The sequence below is a fragment of the Halomonas salipaludis genome (assembly GCF_002286975.1).
Taxonomy (GTDB): Bacteria; Pseudomonadota; Gammaproteobacteria; order Pseudomonadales; family Halomonadaceae; genus Franzmannia; species Franzmannia salipaludis.
Genome location: NZ_NSKB01000002.1, coordinates 502,247 through 521,520, shown reverse-complemented (window position 1 = coordinate 521,520; position 19,274 = coordinate 502,247). Strand labels below are relative to the sequence as shown.

The following is a 19,274-nucleotide window of genomic DNA, read 5'->3' as shown; positions in this document are numbered from 1 at the left end:
CGCAACCGATGATGAGCGTCCCGGTCTAGCGCCGGGCACACAACCCAACGATTCACTGTCGCCAGGGGAGTCCCGCCGCAGCTGCGGGGGCTGAGAGGGCCATACGCCGACCCTGGAACCTGATCCGGTTAATACCGGCGGAGGAAGTGCGACATGCCCTATCTCACGTCTGCCGTGCTCGGCGCGGCGCTGCTGTGCTTTGCCTACCTTGGCCTGCGTGCGCGCCGCGCCGACGGCCCCCTCGACGACTACGTGACCGCGCGCAACTCTCAGGGAGCGCAAACCCTGGGGCTGTCGTTCCTGGCCTCGAGCATGGGCGCCTGGATCCTCTTCGCACCGCCGGAAATCGGCGCCTTCGTTGGGCCGCTGGCGCTGGCCGGCTATGCCATCGGTTCGTCGCTGCCGTTCATCGTGCTGGGGCTTTATGGTCCGGCGATCCGTCGCCGCCTGCCTCGCGGGCGCAGCATCGGCGAGTTCGCCGAGGCGTGCTACGGGGCCGGCGTGCGGCGCTGGGTGTCGCTGGTTTCGGTGGCTTACATGGCCTGCTTCCTGGCCGCTGAGCTCACGGCCATCGGTGCGATTGCTGCACTACTCTCGGACGTGCCGCCGGCGCTGGTGGTGATCGGCGTGGCGTTGGTTACCTTGCTCTATACCGCGCTTGGCGGGCTGCGCGCCAGCCTTGCCACCGACCGTTGGCAGGCCTGGCTGTTATTGGTCCTGTTGCTGCTGGTGGGCGGCGTGGCGCTATGGCGCCTGCCGGAGATGCCAGCCGGCGCGGTCCTGCCAACGGCGCCGCTGGGCAATTCGCTGTCGGTGGCGCTGACCCTGGTGATTGCGGTCACGGCCGCCAACCTCTTCCATCAGGGCTACTGGCAGCGGGTGTGGTCGGCTCGCGATGACCGCGCCCTGGGGCAGGGCGCCTGGTTGGGCGCCGGCATCTGCGTGGTGGTGGTGATGTTGATCGGTGGCTTGGGCATGCTGGCGGCGATGAGCGGCATCGCCCTGGGCGAGCCGCCAATTCCGTTCTTCGCCCTGCTGGCCGAGGCGCCGGCCTGGCTGGCGCTGCCGGCGCTGGTGCTGGCGGTGACCCTGGTGGCGTCTAGCGTCGATACCCTGCAGAACGGCATCGCCTCGCTGGTGGTGGCGGATGCCGGCAAACCGGGGCTGTCGATCGGTGGGGCCAGACTGGCCACGGTGGCGTTGATGGTGCCGGTGGTGGCGGTGGCGCTGCAGGGCTACTCGGTGCTACGCCTGTTTCTGATCGCCGACCTGCTGTGCGCCGCCATCGTGGTGCCGGTGCTGTTGGGGTTGTGGCAGCGCATGAGTCCGCTGGCCGCAGTGGCCGGCGGCGTCGCCGGCATGCTTGGCGCCGTGGTGCCGGGCTGGGTGGCCTCCGGCAGCCTGAGCGCCGGCCTGCTGGCGGCGAGCTTCCCCGACAGCATTCCGACCCTGGCGCCGTTCCTCGGTGCACTGCTGGCGTCGACCCTGGTCAGCCTGCTGATCGCCTGGCGGCGTCCCTCTCACTCATCCTCCATGACAAGGAGCGCATCATGAGCATGCTCGAGCAGTACCGCGACTGGGCCGCCTCGCGCAGCGCCCCGCGCATCAGCGACTGGCTGCGCGAGATCAGCGAGCCTGACTGGTCGGCCACGGTGAACCACCCGCTATTCGACGCCCTGGGCGAGGGGCGGCTGGCGGGAGACGACTTCGCCGCCTACATGGTGCAGGACTACGGCTTCGTCGATCCCTTCACGGCGCTGATCGGCCACGCCATCGGCCATGCCCCGGGCATGGACGATCGGGTGGTGCTGGGCCAGTTCATGGGCATGCTGACCAGCGACGAGAACAGCACCTTCCAGCGCACCTTCGAGACCTTCGGTGTGGCCGACCAGGCACCCGACTACCTGCCCGAGACCCAGGCCTTCCAGCGGCTGCTGCGCGATACGGGCCAGAGCGGCGGCTACGCCGAGCTGCTGGCGGCGCTGGTGGTGACCGAGTGGGTCTATCTCGAGTGGGCGCTGCGGGTGAGCCGCGTCGACGGGCTGCACCCCTTGATGGGGGAGTGGATCGATCTGCACGACAACCCGGCCTTTCAGGAATTCGTCGCCTGGCTGCGTCGTCGCCTGGAGGAGGAGGCGGAAACGCTCGATGACGCCACCTTCACCCGCATGGCCGAGTGCTTCCGCGACACGGTGGCCAAGGAGCGCGCGTTCCACGATGCGGTCTGGGCGCGATTCGAGTGACGCCGGCCTGGCCGGTTGCCAGATGCCCTCATGGGGGGCACTCTCTATGTTCTAAAGGATGCATCGAACCCGTCAGGAGCGCCCCATGAGCGATACGCCGAAGGATTCCCGCCGCCGTCACTCCGCCCCGGTGGTGGATGGCCCAGGCAAGGCGGCCAGCCGCGCCATGCTGCGTGCTGTGGGCTTCACCGACAGCGACTTCACCAAGCCCCAAGTGGGCATCGCCTCGACCTGGAGCAACCTCACGCCGTGCAACAGCCATATCGACGACCTGGCCTGGCGCGCCAGCGACGGTGCCGATGCGGCTGGCGGCAAGGGCGTGATCTTCAATACCATCACCATCTCCGATGGCATCGCCAATGGCACCGAGGGCATGAAGTACTCGCTGGTGTCGCGGGAGGTGATCGCCGACTCCATCGAGACGGTGGCCGGCTGCGAGGGTTTCGACGGCCTGGTGGCCATCGGCGGCTGCGACAAGAACATGCCGGGCTGCATGATGGGCCTGGCGCGGCTCGACCGGCCCAGCGTGTTCGTCTACGGCGGCACCATCATGCCCGGCGAGGGGCATACCGACATCGTCTCGGTGTTCGAGGCCATGGGCGCCCATTCGCGGGGTGATCTCGACCTCATCGAGCTCAAGCAGATCGAGGAAACGGCGATCCCCGGGCCGGGCTCCTGCGGTGGCATGTACACCGCCAACACCATGGCCTCGGCCATCGAGGCGCTGGGCATGAGCCTGCCGGGCAGCTCGGCGCAGAACGCCGTCTCGGAGGCCAAACGCGCCGACTGCGAGGCCGCAGGCGCCGCGGTGCTGGAGCTGCTGGCCCGCGATATCAAGCCCTCCGACATCATGACCCGCGAGGCCTTCGAGAACGCCATCACCGTGGTGATCGCGCTGGGTGGCTCCACCAACGCGGTGCTGCACCTGATCGCCATGGCCAGCACCATCGGCGTCGAGTTGTCGCTGAAGGATTTCACCGAACTGGGCCGCCGCGTGCCGGTGCTGGCCGACCTGCGCCCCAGCGGCCACTACATGATGAGCGAGCTGGTGGCGATCGGCGGTATCCAGCCGCTGATGAAGATGCTGCTGGGTGCCGGCCTGCTGCACGGCGACTGCCTGACGGTGACCGGCAAGACGCTGGCCGAGAACCTCGCCGAGGTGGCGCCTTATCCCGCCGATCAGCGGATCATCGCGCCGCTGGACGCGCCGCAGAAGCCCGAGAGCCACCTGCGCATTCTCTACGGCAACCTGGCGCCCCAGGGCGCGGTGGCCAAGATCACTGGCAAGGAGGGCACGCGCTTCTCGGGCAGCGCACGGGTGTTCGGCTCCGAGGAGGAGGCCCAGGCGCGCATCAACGACGGCAGCGTGGTGGCCGGTGATGTGGTGGTGATCCGCTATGAGGGCCCCCGCGGCGGCCCCGGCATGCGCGAGATGCTGACTCCTACCTCGGCGATCATGGGTCGTGGCCTGGGCAGCCAGGTGGCACTGATCACCGACGGACGCTTCTCCGGCGGCAGCCACGGCTTCGTGGTCGGGCATGTCGCCCCGGAAGCCTTCGAAGGTGGGCCCCTGGCGCTGGTCGAGGACGGCGACACCATCACCATCGACGCCGAGGCCGACATCATCGAGGTCGCTCTCTCCGATGAGGAGCTGGCGCGTCGGCGCAGCGCCTGGCAGCAGCCGGCACCGCGCTACACCCGCGGCGTGCTGGCCAAGTACGCCAGAACGGTGAGCTCGGCATCGCAGGGCGCGGTGACCGACCTGCCCGAGTCATCGGGCTAGCAGCTCTGGCGGTTGATGGTGTGCCTTAGGCGTAGCTTGGCGCGTAGCCGCCGGGCGAGGATATCGACGCCGATATTGAGCAGCGCGGTGATCAGGATCAACAGCATGGCGCGGTCGAAGCGGATCTCCTGGATGGCGCTGTCGACATAGAAGCCGAGGGTGGCGATCCCCAGGATGCCGAGGATCGCCGTCTCGCGCATGATGATCTCCCAGCGGTAGAACAGCAGTGCCATAAAGGGGCCGTAGACCCGCGGCGCCACCTCGTAGGCGTAGCGCTCGACGCCGCGCGGCGCGTCCTGGCGCAGCGCGATCTCGTTGCTGCGCCGCCCCAGCAGATGGCCGATGATGCCGCCGTTGTGCAGCGCCAGCGCCACCACTGCCGGCAGCATCGAGGGCCCCCACAGCTGCAGCAGGATGAAGGCCAGCAGGTACTCCGGCGTCGAGCGCATCACCACCAGCAGTACATGGCCGGCGCTGCCGCCCAGGCGCCCGGTGAAGTGGCGCGAAATCACCGGGAACAGCGCCATCGCCAACACCCCGGTAAGCACCAGCGCGATCTGGGTCAGCAGCAGGGTGTTCCAGATACCAGGCAGCGCCTGGTGCACGAGCAGGTCCCCCAGCCACGGCAGCAGCCCCTCGATGCCCTCTCCGTGGCGCAGCGGCGCGGGCACGATATCGTAGGTGAAGAAGCGGCTGACGTTGCTCCACACGATCGGCAGGCCGGTGCCAAGGCAGAAGGGGGCGGCGATCAGGTAGAGCGGCAGCAGCTGGGGGCGGACCCACAGCCGCAGGGTGCCGATCAGTACGTAGAACAGGATCAGCAGTGCGCCGACGGTGGCGTAGTGACCCTGGGCGAAAGCGCCGGCGAGGTGGAAGCCCAGCGTCGGCATGCCGACGAAGCCGATCACCGCGCTGGAACGCAGCCCGCACTCGAGGCGGTAGGCGGTATAGCTGACCAGGTGCGGCCAGGCCTGGCTGATGCGCGCATAGAGCAGCACCGAGAGGCGCCCGGCGCGGCGCGGCAGGGTGCGCGCCGGTTCCGGGTCGGTCTCGTCGAGGATCTCGGCGTAGACTTTGGCGAAGATCCCGGCATAGGGGATAGCAATCGCCAGCACGCCGGTGAGCGGGTGCAGCCCGAAGCTCTGCAGGAAGATCAGCGCCCAGAACAGCTCGTGGATGGCGCGAATGAAAGCGCAAAAGGTGCGCACCCAGAGGTGCTGGAAGAGTAGCGCTAACAGTAGCCCCGCGGCGGCCCCCAGGCCGACCCCGACGAAGGCGAAGGCCACGGTGCGCAGGATCGCCTCGCCGAGGAAGTCGACGCTGGAGAAGTTGGGCTGGATCAGCCCCATGGCCAGCCGGCCGAGCTCCTGCCAGGGGTCGTGGGCGCTGATCTCGAAGTCGCCGAAGGCTAGGCAGGCCAGCGCCACGACGATCAAGCCCAGGGTCACGCGAACGGTGGCGGAGATCGGCATCGACATGGGGCGGGCTCAGTAGAGCGGCTGGAGGTCGTGGACGCTGAGGCGCTGGCTGGGCTGGTCGATGGCGATCTCGCCGCCCTGGATGCCCACCACCCGGGTGCAGTAGCGCAGCGCCAGGTCGAGGTCGTGCATCGCCAGCACCGCCATCGGGTAGCCGTCGGCCAGGGCCTGCATCACGCTGGCGGCCTGGGGGCCGTCGAGGGCCGAGACCGGCTCGTCGGCGAGCAGCACCTGGGCGCGCTGGTAGAGCACGCGCGCCGCGGCGACGCGCTGACGCTGGCCGCCGGAGAGCTCGCCGCAGGGCGTCCAGCGCTTGTCGGCGATGCCAAGCCGTTCGAGCAGGACGTCGACCTTGGCGATGTCGTCGCGCCAGGGCCTGGCCAGGGTAACCAGGTTGCGCCACCAGGGGTGGCGGTCGAGGCGCCCCATATAGACGTTGTGGAACACCGAGAGGGTGTCGACCAGTCCCAGCGCCTGGGGCATCAGCGCCACCTCGCGCTGGCGCCACTGCTCGTACATCAGCGCCAGCAGCGTCGACTTGCCGGCGCCGCTCTTGCCGACCAGCGCGACCCGCTCGCCGGGGGCTAGCGTCAGGCTCAGCGGGCCGAGCACGCGGGTCGCGCCGTAGGCGGCCACGGCGTCGGTGAGCGCCAGTGGGGTCATCAGTCGATCAGCTCCAGCTGACGGGCGACGTCGAGGATCTCCTGGTAGTCGTCGTTGCTGGCGGGTATGAAGCCCGAGCGCGGGAAGCTGGCCAGCAGCTCTGGAGCGTCCATGTCGAGCAGGGCCTGCTGCAGGCGTTCGCTGAAGCCGTCGCCGAAGCGCTCGTCGATGTCGCCGCGCACCGTCCACTGGTAGTCCGGATAGGGTGGGCTTTGCCAGATCACTTGCACCCGCTCGAGGTCGATGTTGCCGGCCTCGAGCTCGTTCTCCCATGCCTTGTAGCTGACCACCCCGGCCTGATAGGCGCCGGATTGCACCACCGAGATGGTGCGGCTGTGGTTGCCGCTGAAACCGACCCGGGCGAATAACTCATCCGGTGAAGCGCCGAGGTGCTCGCGCAGGAAGTACTCCGGCAGCAGGCGTCCCGAGGTAGAGCTCTGCGAGCCGAAGCTGAAGGTCAGGTCGCGCAGCCCCTCGGGGGCAGTGTCACCCGTGTGCGGCTCGAGGCCGGTCTGGTGGTTGGCGATGAAGTAGCTCTTGTACTCGGGGTCTTCGACACCCTGGGCGATGGCGCGGGAACCGGGCACCAGCTCGCGGGCCTGCACGCCGGTGAAGCCGCCGAACCAGGCCAGCTGCACCTGGTTATTGCGAAACGCAGTTACCGAGGCGGCGTAGGAGGTCACTGGGATGAAGCGCACGTCTACTTCGAGCTCGTCGGCGAGATAGTCGGCTACTGCCTGGAAGCGCTGCTGCAGGCGCGTTTCGTCCTCATCGGGGATGGCGGTGAACACCAGGGTATCGGCGGCGACCAGCGGGGCGAGGAGTAGCACGAGTCCGGCGCTGCCGGCGAGTATCAGGCGACGTAGCATAGCGGGGTCTTCCATGTCGGCGCGTCTTGTGACGGGCGTTGTCATAACGGCTAGAGGACGTAGAACGCCGGCATGATAGCAGATCGGCGCAGCCTTTATGGTGTCGGCAGCGGTGGGCGGTAGCGGGCCATGAAGCGACGGTCGATGCGATCCTTCCAGCGCCACACCCAGTTGCCCGACCAGCTCCAGGGGCCACGAGAGGCCACCGCGTAGCGGTCGCCGGTGCTGATCAGTGCCAGGTGGCGGCGCTGGGGGCGGTAGCGGGTCAGGGGGCGGTCGTGAAGGCTGGCGCGCAGATTGCCGGCCAGCGCAGGGCCCTGGCGCACGGCGTGAACCCCGGCCTTGTCGCGTCGATAGTTGACCATCGAGGCGGTGTCGCCGGCGGCGAACACGTGAGGGTGGCTGACGCTGGCCAGATGGTCGTCGACGCGGATGAAGCCGGCACCATCCAGCGCCAGGCCGGTATCGGCCAGCCATGGCGCGGCGCCGGCCTGGGTCGCCCACAGCAGCTCATCGAAGGCCAGCGTGCGGCCGTCGGCGGTATGCACGCGCCCGGCGCCGACGCTGACCACCTCGGCCTCGCTGTGCAGCGCCACGCCGCGACGTGTCAGCAGGCGTGCGAAGCGCCGTTGAACCCGCGGGTTGTGGTTGGCCAGCAGCCGCGGGCCGCGGGTCACCAGGCAGAAGCGCAACAGCGATTCGGCCAGACCGCGCTCACGACACAGGCGCTGCAGCCGCTGCTGCATGGCCAGCAGCACCTCGACGCCGCTGGCACCGCCACCGACCACCATGATGGTCTTGCTGACGGGGTCGTGCTGCAGCCGCTCGAGCAGCGCCAGCCAGCGCGCATTGAGTCCGTCGATGGGCTTGAGCGGCGTGGCGTGGTCGGCGGCGCCGGGCACTGCTGCCAGGCGCGGTGCGGCACCGATATTCAGCGACAGGCGATCGTAGGTCAGCGGCGAGTGATCATGGGGAATCACCCGCTGGGCAGCGAGGTCGAGGCCGTCGACGCTGTCGCGCAGGAAGCGCGCGCCGGCGGCTTCGGCCAGCGGCGCCAGGTCGATATGTACATCGCCGAAGTCGTAGTGCCCGGCGAGGTAGCCGGGCAGCATGCCGGAGTAGGGCGTGAAGCGGTCGCGGCTGATCAGGGTCAGGCGTACGTCGGGGGCGGGGTCCAGCGCAAAGCGGCGCAGGACCTCGACATGACTGTGACCGCCACCGACGAGCAGCAGCTCACGGGCCATCTAGCCCTCGTCTTCGACGCTATGGCGCAGGGTTTCCAGTTCTTCGACGGAAAAATGCTCGATCTTGCCGGCCAGCAGGTCGCTGAGGCGCTGCGTGGGGATGCCGGCGCGCTGAGCGATCTCGCGGTTGGGCAGGTCGGATAGGGCGATGCGGCGAGTGACGACGCGCATCAGGCGGGAACGCTTCTCGAGTTCCCGGACGTCCAGGTCGGGTGTCGCTGGCGAAGGCTCGCGCAGGTCCCAACCGGTCGTTAATCGTGCCGTGCTCATGTGGCTCCGTTGGCTTGGCTTGCGACCTGCTCAGGATGCAAGGTTTTGCGGCAATCTTCCAGCGCTTCATGGAGATTTTTTTGCCGCACGCAGACCTGCTCACCGAGAGCGCGTAGACTGCATTCAATGGCCTGTTTTATTGCTTTGGACATCAGGATCTTGCAATGGCGCTTAGCGCAACCCCGTATAAAGTGAACCTATCGCTCACCGATCTGGATCGCGGCGTCTATGCCACCGAGCGCTTTACCGTGGCCCGCCACCCCTCGGAGACCGAGACGCGCATGACGGTGAGGCTGCTGGCGCATGCGCTGTGGTACGACGAGGCACTGGCCTTCGGCCGTGGGCTCTCGGACGTCGATGAGCCAGCACTATGGCAGAAGAGTCTCGACGGCCGGGTGCTGCACTGGATCGAGGTCGGCCTGCCCGATGCCGACCGCCTGACCTGGTGCTCGCGCCGCGCCGAGCGGGTCTCGCTGCTGGCCTATGGCAAGGTCGATGCCTGGGCCTCAAGGGTGCTGGGATCGGCCGAGGCGCTGGCCAACGTGCACGTGGCCAGCCTGCCCGAGGCGGCACTGGCGGAACTGGCCGAGGACCTGCCGCGCAGCATCGACTGGGCGGTGATGATCAGCGAGGGCACGCTCTACGTGACCGACGCTCGAGGCCAGCACGAGCTGACCCCGGTCTGGCTCAGCGGCGAGCGTTGAATGCACGGCATATTCAACCTCGCCCGGCAATGGTGAAATTGCCGTTGTAGTCACTTAGGCTACTGACGTGCTAGGTTTTTCAGGAGTGCGACCGCTAGTATTCGCGTGATCGCCAATAATCATAACGAACGTCAGGTTTCACGACCGGAGGAAGTCCATGCGCACTATCAAATATGCGGTTGCCGCTTCACTGCTGGCTACCGCCCCGCTGGCCGCGGCGCAGCAGCTGTCCATCGCCACCGGTGGCACCGGCGGGGTCTACTACCCGATCGGCGGAGGTTTCGCCGAAATGATCAACGACCATATCGAAGGCGCCGACGCCACTGCCGAAGTGACCGGCGCCTCGGTGGAGAACATGGGCCTGATCATGCGCGGCGATGCCGACCTGGCTCTGGCCCTGGCCGACACGGTCTACCAAGCCTATAACGGTACCGGCGATTTCGAACAGCGCCAGATCGAGAACATTCGCGCCCTGGCGTCGGTGTATCCCAATGCCGTGCAGCTGGTGACCCTGGCCGAGTCCGATATCGAGTCGCTGGCCGATCTCGAAGGCAAGCGGGTTTCCGTGGGTGCCCCGGGCAGCGGTACCGAGCTCAATGCCCGCGCCCTGCTCGAAGCCAACGGCATGAGCTACGACGACTTCAACCCCCAACGTCTCAATTTCAACGAGACCGCCGATGCCATCCGCGACGGCGACATCGACGCCGGTTTCTGGAGCGTGGGCCCGCCCACCAGCTCGATCCTCAACCTGGCGGCAACCCGCGACATCCGCCTGATCGGCTTCTCCGACGAGGAGATCGCCAACGCCCAGGAGGACGAGCCGGTGTTCGCCCCCTATGAGCTGGCAGCCGGCATGTACGACGGCATGGACGAGGCGGTGCAGACCATCGGTATCCCCAACGTCCTGGTGGTCAATTCCGATATGGACGAAGAGCTGGCCTATGAGTTGACCAAGCTGCTGTTCGAACATACCGACGAGCTGATCGCCGTGCACCCGGCGGCCAACGACACCACCATCGAGTTCACCATGGAATCCACCCCGGTGCCGCTGCACCCAGGCGCAATTCGCTACTTCGAGGAAGTCGAGGCCGATATCCCGGATCGTCTGCGCCCGTAATCGCGGCGCCACGACATCCACTGATGTGATTTGGGATGGGCATCGTGCGATTCGGTAACCTGGCAGGGCGGACACTGGTGTTCGCCCTGCTGTCGTGTGGTGCCATCCCCATATTAGCGGTGGCAGATGATGCATCGCACCCCGATACCCTGCAGGCGCTGGGCGCGGATGGCGAGATTTTCGCCGAGCTGACGCGGGCGCCCGGCGAGGGCTGGTGCCTGGCGTGGAATCACTCGGTACGCCATTTCAGGGTGCTCGACTGCTACCGCAACGTGGCCGGCGAGATGCAGCTGGAACGCAGTCACCAGCCCGATTTTGCCGCTGGCCTGGGGCACTCCCTCGGGCGTGGCGAGCAGGTCTCCGATGGCCAGGGTGGCTATTGGATCAATGATATTCATGAGCCCGTTGCCGACAACCGCTATGCGTTGAGAGTGGGGTCTCGCGAGGTCGACCATCGCCTGATCTGGGAGGCAGGCGGTGAAGCGCACTCGTTGAGTCTTAGCGAGCAGGCCAGCGGTGAACGGGTCATCCTTCAACTTATCACGCTCGAGCATTGAGCGATCCAGACGACGTCTGACGAGGAATCCATGAGCGACTCGACGAGCCCACCGGTGCAGATGCCGGGCGGCAACGCCATTCAGCCGCGCGCGATACTGTGGTTGATCACTATCGTGGCGGTAGGGCTGTCCCTGTTCCAGCTCTACTCGGCGGGTATCCAGCCGCTGGGGCTGTTCTACCAGCGCGGGATTCACCTGGCGCTGATCATGACGCTGGCCTTCCTGATCTTTCCGGTCTTCGGCCCTCACCGCAAGCGCGGGGCCATTGGTTGGCTGATCGACGCGGTATTCCTGGCCGGGGCTGCGGTGACCGGGGGCTACCTGGTGTTTTTCCTCGACGAGATCATCTCGCGAGCCGGGTTCTGGAGCGAGACGGATATCCTGATCGCCTGCATCGCCACCGTCACCGTCCTCGAGGCCAGCCGCCGTGCCGTCGGCTTCGGCATGACGCTGATCGGCGTGCTGGCCATCGTCTACGCCTTCGCCGGGCCGCGCGGCGAGCTGCCGTGGCTCGGTGAGTGGATGCCGGGCATACTCGAGCACCGTGGCTATAACCTGGATCGCGTCGCCGGCCAGCTGTATCTCGGCCAGGAGGGCATCTTCGGCCTGCCGCTGGGCGTGGCGGCGACCTACATCTTCATCTTCGTGCTGTTCGGCGCCTTTCTCGAAAGCACCGGGGCCGGCAAGTTCTTTATCGACATGGCCTATGCGGCCACCGGGCGCCAGCGTGGCGGTCCGGCCAAGGCGGCGGTCATCGCCTCGGCGGGCATGGGCTCAATCTCCGGCAGCGCCATCGCCAACGTGGTGACCACCGGGGCCTTCACCATTCCGCTGATGAAGCGCCTCGGCTACAAGCCCCACCAGGCCGGCGGCATCGAGGCCGCGGCGTCTACTGGCGGCCAGATCATGCCGCCGCTGATGGGCGCCGGCGCCTTCCTGATCGCCGAATATACCAATACGCCATACCTGGATGTGGTCAAGGTCAGCATCCTGCCGGCGATCATGTACTTCGCCACCGTCTACCTGTTCGTGCATATCATCGCCCTCAAGCAGGGCATGCAGGGCATGGCGCGGAGCGAGCTGCCCAAGATGCGCGACGTGATGCGCGACGGCTGGCACTTTCTGCTGCCGCTGGGCGTACTGGTGTGGCTGCTGGTGATGAACCTCTCGCCGATGCGGGTGGGCTTCTATGCGGTGGTCACCATGGTTGCCGTGGCGGTGCTGCGCTATGCGATCTGGTTCCTGTTCGTGGCACCGAGCCAGGGCCAGAAGGTGACCTTCGAAGGCATCAAGCGGGTGGTGATCGCCGGCTTTGTCAAGCTGGTCGAAGGCCTTGAACTGGGCGCGCGCAACGCGGTAGCGGTGTCCATGGCCTGTGCCGTAGCCGGTATCATCGTCGGCGTGGTCGGCCTCACCGGGCTGGGCCTGAAGTTCTCGTCGATGATGATGGCCTTCTCCGGCGGCAACCTGGTGTTGGCGCTGGTAATGGTGCTGCTGGCCAGCCTGATCCTGGGCATGGGCCTGCCGGTGACCGCCAGCTATATCGTGCTGATCGTGCTGGTCGGCCCGGCGCTGACCGCCGAGTTCGGCGTGCCGCTGCTGATCGCCCACCTGGTGGTGTTCTGGTACTCCCAGGACTCCAATGTCACGCCACCGATAGCCTTGGCTGGCTTCGCCGGCGCGGCGATTGCCGGCTCCAAGCCGATGGAGACCGGCTTCCAGGCCTGGAAGTTTGCCAAGGGCCTCTACCTGATCCCGATGTTCATGGTCTTCAACCCGGAGATCATCATCGGCGGGCCGGTACCGGTGGTGATATGGAACGGGGTGATCGCGATCTTCGCGCTATGTGCCTTCGCCGCGGCGCTGGAGGGCTACCTGTTCACGCGCATGTCGTGGTTGCCGCGGTTGGCGATCGTGCCGTCGATCGTGGCGGTGTTCTACCCCAATCTGATGGCCGAGATTGCCGGGGTGGTGGTGATGGCGCTGGCGATCGGCGGCAATTGGCTGGCCAGCCGCCGTGAGGCGGCGGCAACGCCTTCGCCGAATAGCTAATAAGCGAAGGACGCCGGGGGCAGGCCGAAGAGGAGGTTTCGATGCCATGGATGGCATCGGTAGCGCCCATGGATGGTTTACAGCGCCTCCTCGTAGGCCTGCCCCCGGATCAGTCCTGAGCGGTGCCGGTATTCGCAATAGGCCTGTCAACGAATCATCCCTGCCCACTTGGTCAAGATGACGGCGCCCACGGGCGCCGTTAGAATACTTGCCCTTCGAATTCTCAGCGCCATTTCCGGGAGCCATAGATGCCATCCAACCAGCAGCCACGCGTCGGCGTGATCATGGGGTCCAAGTCCGACTGGCCGGTAATGGAACATGCGGTAGCGATGCTGGAGCGCCTCGGCGTGGCCTGCGAGACCAAGGTGGTCTCGGCCCACCGCACCCCGGACCTGCTGTTCGACTATGCCAAGAGCGCCGCTCAGCGCGGCCTGCAGGTGATCGTTGCCGGCGCCGGTGGCGCCGCGCATCTGCCGGGGATGGTGGCGTCCCAGACGCCGCTGCCGGTGCTCGGCGTGCCGGTGGAGTCGAAGTCGCTGAAAGGTCTCGACTCGCTGCTGTCGATCGCCCAGATGCCCGGCGGCATCGCCGTGGGGACGCTGGCCATCGGCAAGGCCGGTGCCACCAATGCCGGCCTGCTGGCGGCACAGATCGTCGCCCTGCAGGATGCCAAGGTGCGCGAGGCGGTGGAGGCCTTCCGCGCCGAGCAGACCCAGGCGGTGCTCGACAACCCCGATCCGCGACCCGACGCGCAGTGAGGTAAAGCAGATGAATATCGGCGTACTCGGTGCCGGCCAGCTGGGCCGCATGCTGGCCCTGGCCGGCTATCCTCTGGCCAACCGCTTCACTTTCCTGGATACCACCGGCCACCCCAGCGCCGGTATCGGCGATGTGATGATAGATACCGATCGCAGGCACCTCGACACCTTCCTGGACAAGGTCGATCTGGTTACCTACGAATTCGAGCACCTGCCGGTGTCGCTGGTGCAGGCCATCGAGGAAGTCAAGCCGGTCTATCCTTCGAGCGAGGCGATCCGCGTGTGCCAGAACCGTGCCGAGGAGAAGGCGCTGTTCGACCGCCTGGGCATCCCCACCCCGGCCTATCGGTTGGTGGAGAGCGCCGCCGAGCTCGAAGCCGCGGCCCGTGAACTGGGCACCCCGGTGGTCGCCAAGTCGGTTACCGAGGGCTACGACGGCAAGGGTCAGGCGGTGCTCAAGGATCCCGCCGAGGCCGCAGATGCCTGGCGCACCATCAACCACCCGCGGCTGATTGTCGAGGCCTTCGTCGACTTCGTGCGCGAGGTGTCGATCATCGCCGTGCGCGGCCGCGACGGCCAGGTGGTGTTCTACCCGATGGCCGAGAACCAGCACGTCGACGGTATCCTGCGCTACTCGATTGCGCCGCTGCCGGACCTCGATGCCAGCGTGCAGCAGACCGCCGACGGCTATATCCGTGCGCTGCTCGACGAACTCGACTACGTCGGCGTGCTGACCCTGGAGCTGTTCCAGGCCCGCGACGGCAGCCTGCTGGCCAACGAGATGGCGCCGCGCGTGCACAACTCCGGCCACTGGAGCATGGACGGCGCGGTGACCAGCCAGTTCGAGAACCACCTGCGGGCGATCCAGGGGCTACCGCTGGGCGATACCGCCGTGCGCATGCCGACCTGCATGGTCAACGTGATCGGCCGCGAGGGCGTTCCTGGTGAGATCCTGGCGCTCCCCGACGCTCATCTGCACCGCTACGACAAGCGTGAGCGCGCCGGGCGCAAGCTTGGCCACGTCAACCTGCTGGCGCCGACCCACGCCGAGCTGCTCGACAAGGTACGCGTCTGCGCCGCATTGCTGCCGGATGCACCGGCGCCGGGCTTCAGCTTCGAATAACCGCCCGTCATCCAACGTAAGCGGCCCCGTCAGATGACGGGGCCGCTTACGTTCGAGGAGACTGCTTTCGGTCAGGCGCCGATGATGCCGCCGTCCTCGCGGGTGATCACCAGAGTGGCCGAGCGCGGGATGGCGCTGCCGCCGTCCGGCCAGTGGCTGATCAGATTGCCCGCCGCGAAGGCCTCGGCCTCGGTGGTGGCCCCCGGGTGCTGCACGTTGACGAACATGGTGCGCTGATCCGGAGTGGTGATCACGCCGGTGATCTCCTGGCCCACCGGGCCGGTGAGAAAACGCTTGATCTCGCCGGTCTCGGGGTTGGCGGCGAGCATCTGGTTGTTGCCGAATACCTCATAAATACCGCTGTTCATCACCGACTCGCTGATGTCGGTCTGAATCCAGACGCGGCGGTCTGGGTCGATCCACAGGCCGTCGGGGCTGGCGAAGATGGCGTCCTGGTCCAGTGGCTCGCCGGTCAGGTCGCGGCTGTCGTCCTGGTCGCCGGCCAGCACGAACAGGTCCCAGGCAAAACGGGTTCCGGCATGGCTGCCCTCTTCCTGCCAGCGCACGATCTGGCCGAAGGTGTTATCAGCGCGAGGGTTGACGGCATCGGTTTGGTTTTCCTCACGCTGGGTGTTGTTGGTCAGGGTGAAGTAGACCTGGCCGGTGATCGGGTCCACCGCGCCCCACTCGGGGCGGTCCATCTTGGTGGCGCCGGCGTGGTCGGCGGCGCTGCGGGTATTGACCAGGATATCGGCCAGGTCGGCGAAGCCGTTTTCCGGGGTCAGGCCGTTCTCACCCGGGACCAGCGCCAGCCACTCGCCGCTGCCGTCATCGTTGAATCTCGCCACATACAGCGTGCCTTCGTCGAGCAGGGAACCGTCGGCCGTGGCGGCCTCGAAGGGGCGCGCCGAGACGAACTTGTAGATGTATTCGAAGCGTGCGTCGTCGCCGGAGTAGGCGACTACCGGCTGGCCCTCCACCGCCGGGGCGAAGATCACCCCTTCGTGGGCGAAGCGGCCCAGGTGGGTGCGCTTGATCGGTGTCGAGGCCGGGTCCATGGGGTCGATCTCGACCATCCAGCCGAAGGCATGGGGCTCGTTGCGGTAGTCCTCGCTGGCGGAGGCGCCGCGGGCGCTGGCGTCGAAGCGCACATACTCGTCGGCGCCGCCGGCGGCCCGGTGCCATTGGTAGCGACCGCTGTCGCGGGTCTCGATGCCGTAGCGGGCCTGGCGACGGTCGAGCTCGGCGTCGCTATTGGCGAAGTAGCCGGCCCAGTTTTCCTCGGCGGCCAGGTAGGTGTTCCACGGCGTGACGCCGTGGGCGCAGTTGTTGAGGGTGCCGCGGGTCATGCTGCCGTCCGGGCTGTACTTGGTCACCACGTGCTCGGTGCCGGCGACCGGCCCGGCCAGGCGCATCGGCGTCAGGCCGGTGATGCGGCGGTTGTGGGCGTCCTCGACCACCTGCCACTGGCCCTGGTCGTCCGCACGCACGCGCACCACGGTTACGCCGTGGGCGTTGAGCTCCTTGAGCACCTGGTCGTCGTCGCGGCTGCCGTCCTCGTTCTGCGGGAAGCCGCTGCGGTCGAGGGCTAGGCCGGCCGCTGCGGCGTGCAGGAAGCGCGGCTCGATGTACTCGTGGTTCATCACCAGCAGGCCGTCGCGGGAGCTGCCCTGCAGCGGGAAGAAGTGCATGCCGTCGTGGTGGCTGCCGACCTGGTGGGCCTGGTCCTCACCGCTGGCGGAGAGCGAGTAGGCGGGCATGGCGCCGCTGATCGGGGTGCCCATGGGCAGCATGGCTTGTACCCGGTAACCGTCGGGCACGATCACAGCGTCGGCGGCGCTGGTGGGAATTGCCGAGAAGCCGAGACTGGGAGCCGCCGCAGCGCTTCCCTCGGCGGCGAAGGCGGAGGAGAACGGCAGGTGCGTGGCCATGGCGCCGGCGACGAAAGTGGCCAGGCTGCCACGCAGCACGCTGCGCCGACTGAGACGAGTCTCCAGGATATCGCCGAAATAGGGGTTGCCGGACATATTGCTGAGCGGCTCGTCGCCGTCGGCGAGAATCGGATCGACCGCGCCGGGTTGCTGCGGGTGTTTCATGGCCATGTCTCCTCACGTGGAACGAAACGCCATTGTTGGCAGCCTTGATGACACTGGCATGACCTAATGGCGTCGATTGGGTGACATGCGTTGATATGGATCAAGTAACGCCGTGTCTTGTCTTGCGTCAGCTCGCGCCTCGTCGACACTGTAGATCTGACTGATGAGGAGGGCGTATGGCGTTGCGTCTCTACCGCGGCGACCTGCTGCTGATCGTCGCGCTGCTGGTGCCGCTGATGGTGGCCGCGCCGAGACTGGGCTGGCCGCCGGGTGAGGCGGCGGCGCTGCTCGGCTGGGTGGGGCGCGTCAGCGGGATTGTGGGGCTTGCCATGCTGTTGGTGACCGCGGCCTTGAGTATCCGGCTGCCGGGATTCGACCGCTGGTTCGGTGGACTCGACCGGCTCTGGCAGCTGCACCGGCTGCTCGGTTTCAGCGCCTTTATCCTGATCATGCTGCACGTGCTGGCCCTGGGTCTGGCGCGGGTGCCGGCGGGCCTCGACGTGGCGGTGCTGACGCTGTTCCCGCCGCCGTCGCAGCTGGCACTGTGGAGCGGCTGGCTGGCCTGGCTGGCGATGGTGATCTTCCTGGCGCCGACCTTCCGCTTCTTCGGGCGGCTCGACTACCAGCGCTGGAAGGGGCTGCACATGCTCTCGGCAGCGGCGCTGCTGCTGGCGCTGGGCCACGCGTTGCCGCTGGCGGGGGAGACCTGGCCGTGGTGGCTGCTCGGCGCCCTGGGCGCCGGGGCCATGGTGTGGCGCAAGCTGCTGTCGCCATCGCTTGCTCGCCACCCCTACCGGGTGGCGAGCGTCGCACCGCTGGCCCGCGGGGTGGTGGAAATTGCGCTGCGCCCGGAGGCCCGCGGGCTTGGCTATCGCCCCGGCCAGTTCGTCTATTTCACGCCGCTCGACGAGTCGTTGACGGCGGGGCGGGGTGAGGAACATCCCTACACCATCGCCTCGGCACCGCATGACCCGCTGCTGCGGATCGGCATCAAGGACCTCGGCGACGCCAGTCACGCGCTGCAGACGGTCAGTGTGGGTAGCCGGGTAATGTTGGAGGGCCCCTACGGCGACTTCTTCGCCGCGCACCATCCCGATCGCGATGCGCTATGGCTGGGCGGCGGCATCGGTATCACGCCGTTTGTCAGCGCGGCGCGGGGCATGGCCGACGTGGACGAGGGGCGCGGCGTGCAGCTGTTCTACCTGGCCAATGGCCCTGACCGCGCCTACTACCTCGATGAGCTCACCCGCTGCGCCGGGGAGAACGAGCGCTTCACGGTGACGACCCACTTCTATCGCGAGCTGGGCCCGCTGACCGAATCCTTCCTGCGTCACCACTGCCCGGACTACGCCGACCGAGAGATCTACCTGTGCGGCCCGCCCGGGATGATTGGCCACCTGCGCGACCTGCTTGACGCCCAAGGCGTGCCGGCCGCGCGCATCCACTGCGAGGTCTTCGATTTCCTATGAACAAGTTTGCCTATAGTGCCTTCATCGCCTTCCTGGCCAGTATCGGCACCCTGGTGTCGGTGCATGCGCTGTCTTCGGACGATGAGACCGACGGGGCGTCCGAGACGCGTGACATTACGCTCGACGAGCTGGCCGAGCACGCCAGTGCCGAGAGCTGCTGGAAGGCCATCCATGGCGGCGTCTACGACATCACCGACTATGTGCCTGACCACCCCACCGAGGAGGAGGTCATCCTCGAGTGGTGCGGCCGCGAATCCAGCGAAGCGTGGGACAACAAGAGCCCCGGGAGACCGCATAGCCCGGGTGCCGAGCGCCAGCTCGAGAACTACCGTATCGGTGACCTGGTCGACGACCAGGGCGAGCCGCTTAGCGGCGACGTCGAGGACACCAGCGCAGACGCTGAGCGCCAGGATGCCAGCCCAGCGGCGTCGGTATCGCCCGCCGAGGACCAGCGCCTGCACCGGGCCATGCTGGGCCAGCCCATGGATGGCCACTACCGGGGCGTGTTCACCGATCGTGGCGAGATACAGGTCAATATCACCTTCGACCTGCGCGATGGCCACCTGACCGACGTCAACTTCCGCCACCTCGCCTATCGCGGCGTCGACTACCTGACCCTCGAGGAGGGCGATGACCTCTACCCGGTGATGGTCCAGCACCGTCGGATTACCGAGTGGCTGGAGGGTGAGCCGTTGACTACTATATTCGCGCTCTACGAGCCGGCGCGCGTGGTCGACGAGGTAGACGGCTTCAGCGGCGCCACCCTGCGCGGCGCCAAGGTGATCTCGGCGATGCGCGACGGCCTCAACCGCGGGGTATACAGCTGGCCGTAAGGGCGCGTTAGGCCA

The 19,274-nt window shown here is 67.2% G+C and carries 17 protein-coding genes and 1 riboswitch; of the genes, 11 read left to right on the top strand and 6 right to left on the bottom strand.

Going from position 1 to position 19,274, the window contains the following annotated elements; genetic code table 11:
* Positions 1–53: 53 nt before the first annotated feature.
* A riboswitch (TPP riboswitch) is annotated at positions 54–164 on the top strand.
* The 3 genes from CK498_RS06315 (at position 154) to ilvD (ending at position 4,026) form a co-directional block, all read left to right on the top strand.
* The gene (locus CK498_RS06315) at positions 154–1,554 is read left to right on the top strand and encodes an SLC5/6 family protein (RefSeq protein WP_095619999.1); all 1,401 of its coding nucleotides are present in this window, start codon (positions 154–156) and stop codon (positions 1,552–1,554) included. It overlaps the preceding riboswitch by 11 nt.
* Positions 1,551–2,243: a TenA family protein gene (locus CK498_RS06310; RefSeq protein WP_095619998.1), complete on the top strand. Its 693-nt coding sequence runs from the start codon at positions 1,551–1,553 to the stop codon at positions 2,241–2,243. The genes CK498_RS06315 and CK498_RS06310 overlap by 4 nt, the downstream gene beginning before the upstream one ends.
* 85 nt (positions 2,244–2,328) lie before the next feature.
* The gene (gene ilvD / locus CK498_RS06305) at positions 2,329–4,026 is read left to right on the top strand and encodes a dihydroxy-acid dehydratase (RefSeq protein WP_095619997.1); all 1,698 of its coding nucleotides are present in this window, start codon (positions 2,329–2,331) and stop codon (positions 4,024–4,026) included.
* Here ilvD and CK498_RS06300 read toward each other — a convergent pair.
* The 5 genes from CK498_RS06300 to CK498_RS06280 form a co-directional block, all read right to left on the bottom strand.
* The gene (locus CK498_RS06300; RefSeq protein WP_229358979.1) at positions 4,023–5,504 is read right to left on the bottom strand and encodes a PhnE/PtxC family ABC transporter permease; all 1,482 of its coding nucleotides are present in this window, start codon (positions 5,502–5,504) and stop codon (positions 4,023–4,025) included. The genes ilvD and CK498_RS06300 overlap by 4 nt on opposite strands.
* Positions 5,505–5,513: 9 nt before the next feature.
* Positions 5,514–6,167 (bottom strand): phosphonate ABC transporter ATP-binding protein, encoded by a 654-nt coding sequence (locus tag CK498_RS06295; RefSeq protein ID WP_095619996.1) that lies wholly within the window; start codon positions 6,165–6,167, stop codon positions 5,514–5,516.
* Positions 6,167–7,036, bottom strand: a complete 870-nt coding sequence (locus tag CK498_RS06290) for a putative selenate ABC transporter substrate-binding protein (RefSeq protein ID WP_095619995.1) — start codon at positions 7,034–7,036, stop codon at positions 6,167–6,169. The genes CK498_RS06295 and CK498_RS06290 overlap by 1 nt, the downstream gene beginning before the upstream one ends.
* 95 nt (positions 7,037–7,131) lie before the next feature.
* Positions 7,132–8,280 carry an FAD-dependent oxidoreductase gene (locus CK498_RS06285; RefSeq protein ID WP_095619994.1) on the bottom strand — a complete coding sequence of 383 codons (1,149 nt, stop codon included), beginning with the start codon at positions 8,278–8,280 and terminating at the stop codon, positions 7,132–7,134.
* On the bottom strand, positions 8,281–8,550 hold the full coding sequence (locus CK498_RS06280; RefSeq protein ID WP_095619993.1) for an XRE family transcriptional regulator: 270 nt from the start codon (positions 8,548–8,550) through the stop codon (positions 8,281–8,283).
* A gap of 164 nt (positions 8,551–8,714) precedes the next feature.
* On the opposite strand from CK498_RS06280, the gene CK498_RS06275 reads away from it, so the two are divergent.
* The 6 genes from CK498_RS06275 to CK498_RS06250 all read left to right on the top strand — a co-directional run bounded on the left by CK498_RS06275 (position 8,715) and on the right by CK498_RS06250 (position 14,861).
* Positions 8,715–9,254 (top strand): YaeQ family protein, encoded by a 540-nt coding sequence (locus CK498_RS06275; protein WP_095619992.1) that lies wholly within the window; start codon positions 8,715–8,717, stop codon positions 9,252–9,254.
* A 157-nt stretch (positions 9,255–9,411) separates the two neighbouring features.
* The gene (locus tag CK498_RS06270; RefSeq protein WP_095619991.1) at positions 9,412–10,371 is read left to right on the top strand and encodes a TAXI family TRAP transporter solute-binding subunit; all 960 of its coding nucleotides are present in this window, start codon (positions 9,412–9,414) and stop codon (positions 10,369–10,371) included.
* A 35-nt stretch (positions 10,372–10,406) separates the two neighbouring features.
* Positions 10,407–10,928, top strand: coding sequence for a DUF1850 domain-containing protein (locus tag CK498_RS06265; RefSeq protein ID WP_095619990.1), 522 nt, complete (start codon positions 10,407–10,409; stop codon positions 10,926–10,928).
* 30 nt (positions 10,929–10,958) lie between these two features.
* The gene (locus CK498_RS06260; RefSeq protein ID WP_095619989.1) at positions 10,959–12,980 is read left to right on the top strand and encodes a TRAP transporter permease; all 2,022 of its coding nucleotides are present in this window, start codon (positions 10,959–10,961) and stop codon (positions 12,978–12,980) included.
* Between the two features lie 248 nt (positions 12,981–13,228).
* A complete protein-coding gene (gene purE, locus CK498_RS06255; RefSeq protein ID WP_095619988.1) occupies positions 13,229–13,738 on the top strand; it encodes a 5-(carboxyamino)imidazole ribonucleotide mutase in 510 nt (169 codons plus the stop codon).
* 10 nt (positions 13,739–13,748) lie between these two features.
* Entirely contained in the window at positions 13,749–14,861 is a 1,113-nt protein-coding gene (locus CK498_RS06250; RefSeq protein WP_095619987.1) for a 5-(carboxyamino)imidazole ribonucleotide synthase, read from the top strand.
* A 71-nt stretch (positions 14,862–14,932) separates the two neighbouring features.
* On the opposite strand, the gene CK498_RS06245 is transcribed toward CK498_RS06250, so the two are convergent.
* Complete coding sequence (locus tag CK498_RS06245) at positions 14,933–16,957, bottom strand: PhoX family protein (protein WP_217987697.1); 2,025 nt, start codon at positions 16,955–16,957, stop codon at positions 14,933–14,935.
* A 176-nt stretch (positions 16,958–17,133) separates the two neighbouring features.
* On the opposite strand from CK498_RS06245, the gene CK498_RS06240 reads away from it, so the two are divergent.
* Together CK498_RS06240 and CK498_RS06235 are read left to right on the top strand one after the other, a co-directional pair.
* The gene (locus CK498_RS06240; protein WP_095619985.1) at positions 17,134–18,426 is read left to right on the top strand and encodes a ferredoxin reductase family protein; all 1,293 of its coding nucleotides are present in this window, start codon (positions 17,134–17,136) and stop codon (positions 18,424–18,426) included.
* Positions 18,423–19,259: a cytochrome b5 domain-containing protein gene (locus tag CK498_RS06235; protein WP_095619984.1), complete on the top strand. Its 837-nt coding sequence runs from the start codon at positions 18,423–18,425 to the stop codon at positions 19,257–19,259. The genes CK498_RS06240 and CK498_RS06235 overlap by 4 nt, the downstream gene beginning before the upstream one ends.
* The last annotated feature ends 15 nt before the right edge of the window (positions 19,260–19,274 follow it).

Bases quoted from the DNA above. Each gene is read 5' to 3' on its own strand.
- CK498_RS06315 (WP_095619999.1), top strand. From the start codon at position 154: ATGCCCTATCTCACGTCTGCCGTGCTCGGCGCGGCGCTGCTGTGCTTT.
- CK498_RS06310 (WP_095619998.1), top strand. From the start codon at position 1,551: ATGAGCATGCTCGAGCAGTACCGCGACTGGGCCGCCTCGCGCAGCGCC.
- ilvD (WP_095619997.1), top strand. From the start codon at position 2,329: ATGAGCGATACGCCGAAGGATTCCCGCCGCCGTCACTCCGCCCCGGTG.
- CK498_RS06300 (WP_229358979.1), bottom strand. From the start codon at position 5,504: ATGTCGATGCCGATCTCCGCCACCGTTCGCGTGACCCTGGGCTTGATC.
- CK498_RS06295 (WP_095619996.1), bottom strand. From the start codon at position 6,167: ATGACCCCACTGGCGCTCACCGACGCCGTGGCCGCCTACGGCGCGACC.
- CK498_RS06290 (WP_095619995.1), bottom strand. From the start codon at position 7,036: ATGCTACGTCGCCTGATACTCGCCGGCAGCGCCGGACTCGTGCTACTC.
- CK498_RS06285 (WP_095619994.1), bottom strand. From the start codon at position 8,280: ATGGCCCGTGAGCTGCTGCTCGTCGGTGGCGGTCACAGTCATGTCGAG.
- CK498_RS06280 (WP_095619993.1), bottom strand. From the start codon at position 8,550: ATGAGCACGGCACGATTAACGACCGGTTGGGACCTGCGCGAGCCTTCG.
- CK498_RS06275 (WP_095619992.1), top strand. From the start codon at position 8,715: ATGGCGCTTAGCGCAACCCCGTATAAAGTGAACCTATCGCTCACCGAT.
- CK498_RS06270 (WP_095619991.1), top strand. From the start codon at position 9,412: ATGCGCACTATCAAATATGCGGTTGCCGCTTCACTGCTGGCTACCGCC.
- CK498_RS06265 (WP_095619990.1), top strand. From the start codon at position 10,407: ATGGGCATCGTGCGATTCGGTAACCTGGCAGGGCGGACACTGGTGTTC.
- CK498_RS06260 (WP_095619989.1), top strand. From the start codon at position 10,959: ATGAGCGACTCGACGAGCCCACCGGTGCAGATGCCGGGCGGCAACGCC.
- purE (WP_095619988.1), top strand. From the start codon at position 13,229: ATGCCATCCAACCAGCAGCCACGCGTCGGCGTGATCATGGGGTCCAAG.
- CK498_RS06250 (WP_095619987.1), top strand. From the start codon at position 13,749: ATGAATATCGGCGTACTCGGTGCCGGCCAGCTGGGCCGCATGCTGGCC.
- CK498_RS06245 (WP_217987697.1), bottom strand. From the start codon at position 16,957: ATGAAACACCCGCAGCAACCCGGCGCGGTCGATCCGATTCTCGCCGAC.
- CK498_RS06240 (WP_095619985.1), top strand. From the start codon at position 17,134: ATGGCGTTGCGTCTCTACCGCGGCGACCTGCTGCTGATCGTCGCGCTG.
- CK498_RS06235 (WP_095619984.1), top strand. From the start codon at position 18,423: ATGAACAAGTTTGCCTATAGTGCCTTCATCGCCTTCCTGGCCAGTATC.